Annotated in this window: 7 protein-coding genes; 6 read left to right on the forward strand and 1 reads right to left on the reverse strand. The window is 61.9% G+C overall.

Going from position 1 to position 11,666, the window contains the following annotated elements; genetic code table 11:
* Positions 1-386 precede the first annotated feature (386 nt).
* The 3 genes from VGU61_RS07920 to VGU61_RS07930 all read left to right on the forward strand — a co-directional run bounded on the left by VGU61_RS07920 (position 387) and on the right by VGU61_RS07930 (position 4,207).
* The gene (locus VGU61_RS07920; protein ID WP_326858568.1) at positions 387-1,583 is read left to right on the forward strand and encodes an acyl-CoA dehydrogenase family protein; all 1,197 of its coding nucleotides are present in this window, start codon (positions 387-389) and stop codon (positions 1,581-1,583) included.
* 19 nt (positions 1,584-1,602) lie between these two features.
* The gene (locus VGU61_RS07925; protein WP_326858569.1) at positions 1,603-2,727 is read left to right on the forward strand and encodes an acyl-CoA dehydrogenase family protein; all 1,125 of its coding nucleotides are present in this window, start codon (positions 1,603-1,605) and stop codon (positions 2,725-2,727) included.
* A gap of 319 nt (positions 2,728-3,046) precedes the next feature.
* On the forward strand, positions 3,047-4,207 hold the full coding sequence (locus VGU61_RS07930) for an ABC transporter substrate-binding protein (RefSeq protein WP_326858570.1): 1,161 nt from the start codon (positions 3,047-3,049) through the stop codon (positions 4,205-4,207).
* A gap of 85 nt (positions 4,208-4,292) precedes the next feature.
* On the opposite strand, the gene VGU61_RS07935 is transcribed toward VGU61_RS07930, so the two are convergent.
* Positions 4,293-5,897, reverse strand: coding sequence for an AMP-binding protein (locus tag VGU61_RS07935; protein ID WP_326858571.1), 1,605 nt, complete (start codon positions 5,895-5,897; stop codon positions 4,293-4,295).
* Positions 5,898-6,080: 183 nt separating this feature from the next.
* Here VGU61_RS07935 and VGU61_RS07940 point away from each other — a divergent pair, with 183 nt between their 5' ends.
* From VGU61_RS07940 to VGU61_RS07950, 3 genes are all read left to right on the forward strand, one after another.
* On the forward strand, positions 6,081-6,746 hold the full coding sequence (locus VGU61_RS07940; RefSeq protein WP_326858572.1) for a TetR/AcrR family transcriptional regulator: 666 nt from the start codon (positions 6,081-6,083) through the stop codon (positions 6,744-6,746).
* An 82-nt stretch (positions 6,747-6,828) separates the two neighbouring features.
* On the forward strand, positions 6,829-8,082 hold the full coding sequence (locus tag VGU61_RS07945) for a branched-chain amino acid ABC transporter substrate-binding protein (protein WP_326858573.1): 1,254 nt from the start codon (positions 6,829-6,831) through the stop codon (positions 8,080-8,082).
* A gap of 273 nt (positions 8,083-8,355) precedes the next feature.
* On the forward strand, positions 8,356-11,649 hold the full coding sequence (locus tag VGU61_RS07950; RefSeq protein WP_326858574.1) for an acetyl-CoA carboxylase family protein: 3,294 nt from the start codon (positions 8,356-8,358) through the stop codon (positions 11,647-11,649).
* Positions 11,650-11,666 lie beyond the last annotated feature (17 nt).

Here is an 11,666-nt window from a genome sequence, read left to right on the forward strand (position 1 = left end):
GCGGTAAGAAAGTAAAGAATGAAGTATTCCCTCCCCTTCAAGGGCGCCCGGCGAGGGGGAGGGTCAGGGTGGGGATGGGTTTCGAAGTTCCCCCTTCTGGCGACGCCAAAAGCAGGCGTGGTGAAACGGAAAAAGAAGCGAAATCTGTCTGAGCCGCAGGCGAGTTTATTTCGCTTCCCGTTTTGGCACGCCTGCTTTTGGGAACCTTCCGAAGGAGGGCGTCGACTGGGGGTCGCCTTTTTTGCCTACTTTTTTGGCGAAGCAAAAAAGTAGGTGGCCCGCCGGGGCCAGTCCCGGCCTGTGTGATCGAAGAAAAGAAAGCATTGCATCACCGGAGACACCCACTAACCCGAATTCCAGCATTGCAAAAACCAAAAGAGAACATCATGAACCTGAACTTCACCCCCGAAGAACTCGCCTTCCGCGAAGAAGTCCGCAGCTTCGTCGCGGAAAATCTCCCCGCCGACATCAAGCAAAAAGTCCTCAACGGCTTGATCCTCAAAAGCGACGACTACATCCGCTGGCAGAAAATCCTCCATGCCAAAGGCTGGGGTGGCCCCTCCTGGAAAAAGGAATTCGGCGGCACCGGCTGGGATCCGACCCGGCAATACATCTTCGAGGAAGAGTGCTCGGCCGCAGGTGCGCCGCGCGCCATCCCCTTCGGCCTGAAGATGGTCGCTCCGGTCATCATGCAATTCGGCTCGCCTGCGCAGCAGCAGCGCTACCTGCCGAAGATCCTGTCCGCCGACGAATGGTGGTGCCAGGGGTATTCCGAACCGGGCGCCGGCTCCGACCTCGCCTCGGTGAAGACCCGCGCCGTCCGCGAAGGCGACCACTACATCGTCAACGGCCAGAAGACATGGACCACGCAGGGGCAGTACGCCGACTGGATCTTCTGCCTCGTGCGCACCGACCTCGAAGTCAAGCCGCAGCGCGGCATCTCCTTCCTGCTGATCGACATGAAAACGCCCGGCATCACGGTGCGGCCGATCATCACCATGGACGGCGCGCATGAGGTCAATGAAGTCTGGCTGGAGAACGTCAAGGTGCCGGTCGAGAACCTCGTCGGCGAAGAGAACATGGGCTGGACCTATGCGAAGTTCCTGCTCGGCCACGAACGCACCAACATCGCCGGCATCGGCATCGCCAAGCGTGAACTCGCCCGCCTGAAGCGCATTGCGGCGAAGGAAATGAAGAACGGCCAGCCGCTGATCAAGGACCCGATGTTCTCGGCGCGTATCGCGCAGATCGAGATCGACCTGACCGCGCTCGAGATCACCAACCTGCGCGTGCTGTCCGCCGAAGCGGAGCGCCGCGCGCCGGGACCTGAGGCGTCGATCCTGAAGATCAAGGGTACGGAAATCCAGCAGGCGATCACCGAGATGCTGACGCAGGTGGTCGGTCCCTATGCATTGCCGCTGCGCCGCGACGCGATGGAACTCGGCTACCAGGGCGAGGCCGTCGGCCCGGAGTACGCGGTCGCCCTGTCTGCCCAGTACCTCAACATGCGCAAGCTGTCGATCTACGGCGGCTCCAACGAAATTCAAAAGAACATCATCTCCCAGATGATTCTGGGCTTGTAAAAGGACGCAAGAGGACGCCATGGACTTCACCTTTACCGAAGAACAGCAGATGCTGCTGGACACCACCCGCCGCTTCATCAGCAAGGATTACGGCTTCGAGGCGCGCCGCCACATCAAGGAAAAATCGCCCGAAGGCTTCAGCCGCGAAGTGTGGCAGTCACTGGCCGACATCGGCCTGCTGTCGCTCAATGTGCCGGAAGAAGACGGCGGCCTCGGCGGCAGCCCGATCGACACCATGCTGGTGATGAACGCGGTGGGCGAAGGCCTGCTGCTGGAGCCCTACCTTGCGAGCGCCGTGCTGGCGACCAAGACGATCAGCCTGCTCGGCAACGCCGACCAGCGTGCAGAGTGGCTGCCGGCCTTGGCGGCCGGCGAAAAGATCGCGGTGCTCGCCCATGACGAACCTGCGACCCGCTTCGACTGGAAAGCCGTCACCACCAAAGCAGCCCAGAGCGGCGACGGCTACACGCTGAGCGGCCACAAGAACGTTGTCTCGCACGGCGCCTCCGCCGACATCCTGCTGGTCACCGCCCGCACCGACAAGGGCACCCTGGCCGTCTTCGCGGTTCCGCGCGACACCGCCGGTGTACGCCAGGTGTCCTACAACACGGTAGACGGCGTGCGCGCGAGCGAAATCCGGCTTGAAAACGTCAGCGTCACGGCATCCGCCCTGCTGAACGGCAGCGACAATATTGAAGCCGCGCTGGAGCAAGTCCGCGACGCCGGCATCGCCGCGGTATGCGCCGAAGCCGTCGGCGCGCTCGACAAGTTGCTGGCCGCCACGGTGGAATACGCCCGCAACCGCAAGCAGTTCGGCGTCCCCATCGGCAAATTCCAGGCGCTGCAGCACCGCATGGCCGACATGGTCCTGCACATCGAACAGGCGCGCTCGATGAGCTACCTTGCCGCGGTACGCTGCACCGATCCCGATCCTGTCGCGCGCCGCAAGGCACTCGACGCCGCCAAGGTCGTCATCGGCCAGGCCTGCCGTTTCGTCGGCCAGCAGGCGGTACAACTGCACGGCGGCATGGGCGTCACGGACGAACTGGATGTCAGCCATTACTTCAAGCGCCTGATGGCGATCGAGATGCAGTTCGGGAGTACCGATCAGCATCTGGAAGCGTATGCAGCGCAGTTGGGGTGATAGGACCCAAAGTCGCAGATAGCAAACGAGACATCGACGACGTGCAAAGAGGCTGTGGCCGTTGAATTCCGCTTGGACGGCTGCCGGAAAAGAGGGTGTCAAAGCGGATAAGGAAGCGAAATCTGCCTGAGCCGCAGGCGAGCTTATTTCGCTTCCGGCTTTGGCACTCTTTTCCGGGGAGAAGAAGTACGGGTTTGCAAGCGCGTACCGTTACGCAGGAATGACGCCCCCACTGAAAAGGAGCTCGACAACATTACTTAAACCAAAAACCAGACGGGCCAACCCCGCACAAGCACCAACCACTTCAGGAGGATACAAAATGAAAACAAGCATCCAACAGTTGCTGCAGATCTGCCTTAAGACCACCACCACCGCCTTCATCGCCCTTTCGCTCACCAGCGCACCGGTGCATGCCCAGGCGGCAGCCGAAGACGAAATCCTGTTCGGCAAAACCAGTTCCCTCTCCGGCCCCCTCGCCGAAATCGGCGTTGACGCCACGACCGCCACCAACGCCTACTTCGAATACATCAACCAGCAGGGCGGCATCCATGGCAGGAAATTGCGCCTGCTCACGCTTGACGACAGCTACAGCACCGAGAAAGGCGTCGCCAATGCCAGGCAGCTGATCGAAAAGGAGAAGGCGTTCGCTCTGCTCAACATGGCCGGCACGCCGACCAACAAGGCGCTGCTGCCCATCATCGCCGAACACAATATTCCCAGCATCGGTCCCTACACCGGATCGGACATCGTGCGCACCCCGCACAACCGGCTCATCTTCAATATCCGCGCCGGCTACAGCGACGAAGCGGCAACCATCGTCAAGCACCTGGAAATCCGCGGCATCAAGAAAATCGCGGTGGTGTATCAGAACAACGCGTTCGGCAAGGAAGGCCTCGGCTTCGTTGAAAACGCCACCGAAGCGCAGAAGATGAAAGTGCACGCTTCAGCGCCGATGGAAGCCAGCGGTGCGGATGCCGAAAAGGCGGCGGCGGTGCTGGCCGAGTCGCAGCCGCAGGCGGTCATCATGATCACCACCGGCAAGTCGTCGGTCGAGTTCATCAAGGCCTTTAACAAGATCTCGCCCGGCATGCAGTTCTTCGCATTGTCGGTCATGGGCACCCAGGCCGGCGTCAATGCGCTCGGCAAGGACGGCATCGGCGTCGTGGTATCGCAGGTGGCCCCCTTCCCTTTCTCGGCCACCAGCGGCATCGTGCGCGAGTATCAGAAGGTGATGAAGCAGATGGGCGTGAAGAACTGGTCGTTCGCGTCGATGGAAGGATTCATCACCGCCAAGGTGGTAGTCGAAGGACTGCGGCGCGCCGGCAAGAACCCGACCCGCGAACGATTCATTGCCGGGCTGGAATCGATCGGACGATGGGACATGGACGGGTATCTGATCAATTTCAGCAAGGACAACCACAACGGATCACGCTACGTGGAGCTGACCGCGATTTCCCGGGAAGGACGATTCCTGCGGTAAGAGGAAGGTACACTCGCACCAACATTCACTGGCAGGTCCCCTTTCCGGAAAGGGGACCTGCCAGGGTCGATCTTATGCGGGTTTCTTACCCGTCCTTCAGCAACCTCCTCAACACCTTCCCTGCCCCCGTCGTCGGTAATTCACTCCTGAACGCCACTTCCTTCGGCACCTTGTACGCCGACATCTGATCGCGGCTCCAGGCGATGATTTCCTCCGCCGATACGCTGGCGTCCGGCTTCAGCACCAGAACTGCCTTCACCACCTCACCCTTCTGCGGATCGGGCACGCCGATCACCGCCGCCTGCTTCACCGCCGGATGCTTGACGAGGATGACTTCCACTTCTTCCGGAAACACGCTGTAGCCGGAAACCTTGATCATTTCCTTGAAACGGCCGGAGAAGGTCAGATAGCCGTCGGCATCGAGCGTGCCCATGTCGCCGGTATGCACCCAGCCGTCGCGCAATGTCGCGGCGGTAGCGTCCGGCTTGTTCCAGTAACCCGCAAAATTGCCGGCACTGCGCATCACGATTTCGCCCATCGCGCCGGGCGGCAAATCCTGCCCGGTCTGCTGATCGACGATGCGGCATTCCACGCCGGGCATGGGCACGCCCTGCGTGCCCCATTTGATCGCGTCGCGTGGCGTATAGGTATCGCAGGTATGCGTTTCGGACAGGCCGTAGGCAGCCTCGAAGGTCTGGCAGCCGCCGGCGAACTGCTGCCATTGGCGCGCAAGTTCCTGGGTGAGCGTAATGCCAAAGCTCGTGCAGGGGTTGATGCGCAGTGAACGCAGATCGTAGTTCTTCGCCTCCGGCACCTGCATGATCGCGACATTCATCGGCGCAATGCTGTACCAGTTGGTGACCTTGTAGCGGTCGATCGCCTGAAGCACGGCGAGCGGGTCGAAGCGGTGCAGCAGTACCGCCGTCGCGCCGCTGTAGATGGTGACATTGAGGCCCATCAGCATGCCAGCGATGTGGTACATCGGCGCCACCGCCAGCAGGATGCTGCCATTGTCGACGCTGCCCGCGTAATTGGCGCCGGCGGTCTTGAACAGCGCATTCCGGTACGTGAGCATCGCCCCTTTCGGCATGCCGGTCGTTCCCGATGTGTAGGTCATCAGCACCACGTCGTCCATCGACAGCGGCGTTGCCGGTAGAACGTCCGCGGCGGCGTCGAGCGATTCCAGGAAGTCGGTCGTGCCTTCCGGCCGCATTTTCGGTGTGCGCATCTCGGGTGGCACGGCGATCTCCGGCCGCGTCGGCAGCAAGTCGGCATAATTCGTCAGGAACACATGGCGCAACGCTGTCGTGTCCAGTACCGATTGCACCACCGGATACAGGCTGTCGGCTGCCACGATGACCTCGGCGGCGAGATCGCCGACCTGGTATTCGAGTTCATGCTTCTTGAACAACGGACTGCACGGACTGACGATCGCGCCCAGTTTCTGGATGCCGAAATGCGCGATTGCATATTGCGGGCAATTGTTCAGGAACAGCACCACCCGGTCGCCCTTTTTCACTCCAAGAGCGTACAGCCGCGCGGCGAACCGGTCGCTGAGCCGGTCGAGCTCGCCGTAGGAAAGGCTGGCGCCGTACCAGATGTAGGCGGCCTTGTCGGGTTGCGTGCGCGCATGCTGGCGCAGATATTCATGCAACGGCTTTTCGCCCTGCGCGTAGTCGATTGAATCCATCAGGCAGTCTCCTTTGTCTCGATCTTGTGCATGCCAGCATGAAGTTGCGTATTGAAGATCGCATTGATCCAGCGCAAATCCGGCAAGCTTTCAGACCATAACATACCAGACGGTAGCATCTTTATACCAGCTGGTATATTGTTGCGGACGCGGGAACATTTTCCCGGTATTTTCCGACACCGCATGAAAAAAAGCATTGCACAAAGGGCGCAGCATTCCCGGCAAGCCATTGCAGATGGCGTGCACGATCAGAAGCGGGAGCGCATCCTCGAGGTGGCGCGCGAACTGTTCTTCAGGCATGGCTTCGCCGGTACGACGATGTCCGATATCGTCGAACAGCTCGGCGTTACCAAGCCCTTCGTGTACTACTATTTCCCGAGCAAGAATGATCTGTTCGAGACACTTTGCTGGCAGGCATCCCACGCCTGCCTGACGGCGATGCACTTCGATGACGCCGATTCCCGTCCGGCAGTGGAAAAGCTGCGCGAGGGGCTTCATCGCTTCGCCGCCGCCAATATCGTTCATTTCAAGGCCGGCACCTTTTTCTATCGTGAAAGCGGCGTGGTGCGTCCGCCGCTGCAAAGAAAACTGCGCACGCTGGCGCGCCGTTTTTATGACGAACTGTGCGCGCTGCTGGAACAGGGCCGGCAGGATGGCGAACTGGACTTCGACAATACCAAGCTGACCGCGCTGGCAATCGGCAGCATTGCCGGATTCATGTACACCTGGTACCGGCCGGACGGCCGCATCAAACCCGAAGACATGGTAGGCGAGCTGCAGAACATTCTGCTGAAGATCGCTGGCGCCAGGCCGCTTTTGAAAAGAAAAACAGCCCGCAGGAAGATTTGAAGCATCAATGACGAGGTGCGAGTCCGCCGCAGAAAGCGTGGCCGTGCCTGCCATTCATTACTTGGAGAGAGACGAGGACAACATGAAGAAAACACTGCTTTGCCTGTCGCTTGCCGCATTCTCGGCACATGCATCCGCCCAGTCTTCCGGACAGGAGACGTTCAAGGTCGCCTTCATCGATCCGCTGAGCGGACCGTTCGCCGAGATCGGCGAGCTGATGCATACCCATATCAAGTATGCGATCGAGGACATCAACGCCAAGGGCGGCGTGCTGAACGGCATGAAGATGGAGTTGATGTCGATCGACAACAAGCTGTCGCCGCAGGAGAGCCTGATCGCGCTGCAGAGTGCAATCGATGCCGGCGCTCGCGTCGTGTTCACCGGCGGTTCCGGTTCCACCGCCGTCGGCGCAATGGTGGAGGCGGCCAACAGGAACAACGAACGCAATCCCGACAAGGCGATCCTGATCGTCAATCATTCATCGATCGACCCCGAGCTGACGGGCAAGCGCTGCAGCTTCTGGCACTTCATGACCGAGGCCAACACGGCGATGAAGATGAAGGCGCTGACCAGCTTCATGAAGGAAAAGCAGGACATCAAGAATGTCTACCTGCTGAACCAGAACTATGCGCACGGCCAGATGTGGGCAAAGCTCGGCAAGGAAATGCTGTCCTCGGTCAGGCAGGACGTGAAATTCGTCGGCGAGGACCTGCATCCCATCGGACAGGTGAAGGATTTCTCGCCCTACGTGGCGAAAATCAAGGCGACCGGCGCGGATACCGTCATCACCGGCAACTGGGGTAACGATCTGAACCTGCTGGTGAAAGCCGCGGCGGACGCAGGCACCAACCTGCGCTTCATCAACCACAGCGCCGGCGGCGTCCCGGGAACGGTGATGGCGATGTCACAGGCAAAAGCCGGCCAGCTCACCTGGGTCGGCGAGTGGCACCCGAATGTGGAGAACGCGAAAGTCACGCCGGTCGCGAACGGCTACAAGCAGCGCTACAACAAATCGTTCCTGGCGCCGCGTATCGAGATGTCACCGCGCATCATCGCCGCCGCCATCAACAAGGCAAAGTCGACCGATCCGCTGAAGATCGTCCTCGCGCTGGAGGGCATGACGTATCCATCGATCGTCGGCGACGTCACGGTGCGCAAGGAGGACCATCAGTTGCTGCTGCCGCAGACGGTATCCACCATGGCGCCGGTCGACGGCAAGACGGTGAAGTTCGGGGCGGAGGGAACGAATTACGGCTTCCGCACCGAGACCGTGGTGGAAGGCAAGGATCTGGCGCTGCCGACGGAGTGCAGGATGAAGAGGCCGCCGGGGGCGTGATGGCGTGAATCGAGCAATGATCGTTGGCGTCGGCGTTGTTTCTTTGATGACTTCAATGATTCCACTGCAAGGCCCTTCCTCTTGCAGGCAGCGGCGTGGAAAGGTTGCAGGAAAGCCGACTCCTTCCCCCTGAAAGGGGGGAGGGAACCTTCCGGAGCGCCGGACGAAGGTTAGCCACAATTTTCCCGTTCGTTTTCATTTCTCGTTTGTGCCTAAGCCCATTTCTGGAAATAGTATTTCGTACACACCAAATAACTCCCAACAACATTCCGCATGACCATCACAACCCTGCTCATCGCCAACCGCGGCGAAATCGCCATCCGCATCGCCCGTGCCGCCGCCGAACTCGGCATTCGCACCGTCGCCATTTATTCCGAGGACGACGCCGCCTCGCTGCATCTGCGCAAGGCCGATTCGGCAAGGCCATTGCACGGCAAGGGCGCCGCGGCCTACCTCGACATGGACCAGATCCTTGCGGCGGCACGCGACGCCGGCTGCGACGCGGTCCATCCCGGCTACGGCTTCCTCAGCGAGAACGCCGAGTTCGCCCGCCGCTGCGCCGCGCAGGACCTGCTGTTCGTCGGCCCGTTGCCGGAGACGCTGGAACTGTTCGGCGACAAGGCGCAGGCCCGCAAGCTGGCGCAGCACTATCGGGTGCCGGTGGTGCACGGCACCGAGGGCGCGATTTCGGTCGAGCAGGCGAAAGCCTTCCTGGCGTCGCTCGGCAACGGCGGCGCGATGATGATCAAGGCGCTGGCCGGTGGCGGCGGGCGCGGCATGCGGGCGGTCAGCCGCATGCAGGACGTGGACGAGGCCTATACCCGCTGCCGTTCGGAAGCGGTCGCTTCGTTCGGCAGCGGCGAGCTCTACGCGGAGCAGCTGGTGCTGCGTGCGCGGCATATCGAAGTACAGGTAATCGGCGACGGCAGCGGCCGCGTCAGCCATTTCGGCGAGCGTGAATGCACGCTCCAGCGGCGCAACCAGAAACTGGTCGAGATCGCGCCCAGCCCTTCCCTGTCGCCCGCCCTGCGCGGCCGCATCACCGACGCCGCCAAGCGCATGGCGGAAGCGGTCAACTACAGCAGTCTCGGCACCTTCGAATTCCTGGTCGACGAACATGGCGAGCAATTCATGTTCATCGAAGCCAATCCGCGCCTGCAGGTCGAACATACCGTCACCGAGGAAGTCACCGGCGTCGATCTGGTGAAGGCCCAGTTGCAGCTTGCCGGCGGTGCGACACTGGGGCAGCTCGGCCTGGATCAGGGCGACATACCCGCGCCGCGCGGCCATGCGATTCAGCTGCGCATCAATATGGAGACCATGCGCGCCGACGGCGACGCACAGCCGTCGGGCGGCACCCTCGCCGCATTCGAGCCGCCCTCCGGCGCAGGCATACGGGCGGACACCTTCGGCTACGCCGGCTATACCACCAGTCCCAGTTTCGATTCACTGCTGGCGAAGCTGATCGTGCATTCCACGTCGGCATCCTATGCCGACGCGGCGGCAAAGGCCTATCGTGCTCTTTGCGAATTCCGCATTGACGGCGTGCCGACCAACATCGGCTTCCTGCAGAACATCCTGCGGCATCCGGATGTGATCCTGAACCGGGTACATACACGCTTCGTCGAGGAACGGATCGCCGATCTGCTGGCGGCCGCCGAACCGCACCGGAAGCTGTACATCGATCCGCCGGACGGCGCGCGCGAGGCGGAGGCGGACAACAAGCCGGATGCGCCGGACGACACGATCGCTGTTCCCGCTCCGATGCAAGGCTCGGTGGTCAGCATCGATGTGCGCGAGGGCGACATGGTCCACACAGGCCAGCAGGTCGCCGTGATCGAGGCAATGAAGATGGAGCATATCGTCAAGGCGCAGACCAGCGGCGTGGTACGGCAGGTCGCCGTGAACAGGGGCGACGTGCTGTTTCATGGCGCGCCGCTGCTTTACCTCGAAGCGTCCGATGCGACCGGTCAGCATGCCGTCGCCGAAGCGTCCGTCGACCTCGACCATATCCGCGCCGACCTCGCCGAAGTGCGCGAGCGCCACGCCATCGGACTGGACGAGAATCGCCCGGATGCGGTCGCGCGCAGGCGCAAGACCGGCCAGCGCACCGCGCGGGAGAATATCGACGATCTCTGCGACGACGACAGCTTCATCGAATACGGTGCGCTGGCGATTGCCGCCCAGCGCCTCCGCCGCCCGCTCGACGAACTCATCCGCATCAGTCCCGCCGATGGCCTGGTGGCCGGCGTGGGCGCGGTCAATGGCGCGCTGTTCGAGGATGCGAAGGCGCGCTGCATGGTGATGTCCTACGACTACACCGTGTTCGCCGGTACGCAGGGCATGATGAATCACAAGAAGACCGACCGCATGTTCCAGATCGCCGAGCAGCAGCAATTGCCGGTGGTGATCTTCGCCGAGGGCGGCGGCGGACGCCCCGGCGATACCGATGCGATGCTGGTGGCCGGGCTGGACGTCATGTCCTTCATCAACTTCGCCAGGCTCAGCGGGCTGGTGCCCCGTGTGGGGGTGGTATCGGGCCGCTGCTTCGCCGGCAATGCGGCCTTCCTTGGTTGTTGCGACGTTATCATCGCCACCGAGAACGCCACCATCGGCATGGGCGGTCCGGCGATGATCGAAGGCGGCGGGCTTGGTGTCTTCCTTCCCGAACAGGTCGGACCGGTCAGCATGCAGGCGCCCAACGGCGTCATCGACGTGGTGGTGCCGGACGAGGCGGAAGCCGTGCGGGTGACAAAGCAGTACCTGTCCTATTTCCAGGGTCCGATAAGCCATTGGGAATGCGCGGACCAGCGCGAACTGCGCCACCTGATTCCGGAAAACCGCCTGCGTTCCTACGACATCCGTGGCGTGATCGAGACCCTGGCGGACAAGGGTTCGGTGCTGGAGTTGCGCCGCCAGTTCGGCATTGGCATCATCACCGCGCTGGTCCGCATCGAAGGCCGGCCGTTCGGGCTGATCGCCAACAACCCGATGCACCTCGGCGGCGCGATCGATGCCGACGCCGCCGACAAGGCGGCGCGCTTCATGCAGTTGTGCGACGCCTTCGACTTGCCGATGCTGTCGCTATGCGATACGCCCGGTTTCATGGTTGGCCCCGATGCCGAAAAGACGGCGATGGTGCGGCACGTTTCGCGCATGTTCGTCACCGCCGGCAGCCTCAGCGTGCCCTTCTTCACCATCGTGCTGCGCAAGGGCTACGGCCTCGGCGCCCAGGCCATGGCGGGCGGCAGCTTCCATGCCCCCTTCTTTACCATCGCCTGGCCGAGCGGCGAATTCGGCGCGATGGGACTGGAGGGCGCGGTACGCCTCGGCTACCGCAAGGAACTCGAAGCGATCGCCGACCCGGCGGAGCGCAAGGCTGCGTTCGAGAAAATGGTCGCAGAGTCCTATGAAAAGGGCAAGGCGATCAACATGGCCTCGTTCCTCGAGATCGACGATGTCATCGACCCGATGGACTCGCGCCGCTGGGTCATGCGTGGCCTGCGTTCGGCGCCGCCGCCTGTCCCGCGCAACGGCAAGAAGCGGCCATTCGTCGATACATGGTGATGCCGGACCTCGTCAGT

The sequence above is a fragment of the Noviherbaspirillum sp. genome (assembly GCF_035944575.1).
GTDB lineage: Bacteria > Pseudomonadota > Gammaproteobacteria > Burkholderiales > Burkholderiaceae_D > Noviherbaspirillum.

Coding starts and splice junctions, on each gene's coding strand:
- VGU61_RS07920 (WP_326858568.1), top strand. CDS start 387: ATGAACCTGAACTTCACCCCCGAAGAACTCGCCTTCCGCGAAGAAGTC.
- VGU61_RS07925 (WP_326858569.1), top strand. CDS start 1,603: ATGGACTTCACCTTTACCGAAGAACAGCAGATGCTGCTGGACACCACC.
- VGU61_RS07930 (WP_326858570.1), top strand. CDS start 3,047: ATGAAAACAAGCATCCAACAGTTGCTGCAGATCTGCCTTAAGACCACC.
- VGU61_RS07935 (WP_326858571.1), bottom strand. CDS start 5,897: ATGGATTCAATCGACTACGCGCAGGGCGAAAAGCCGTTGCATGAATAT.
- VGU61_RS07940 (WP_326858572.1), top strand. CDS start 6,081: ATGAAAAAAAGCATTGCACAAAGGGCGCAGCATTCCCGGCAAGCCATT.
- VGU61_RS07945 (WP_326858573.1), top strand. CDS start 6,829: ATGAAGAAAACACTGCTTTGCCTGTCGCTTGCCGCATTCTCGGCACAT.
- VGU61_RS07950 (WP_326858574.1), top strand. CDS start 8,356: ATGACCATCACAACCCTGCTCATCGCCAACCGCGGCGAAATCGCCATC.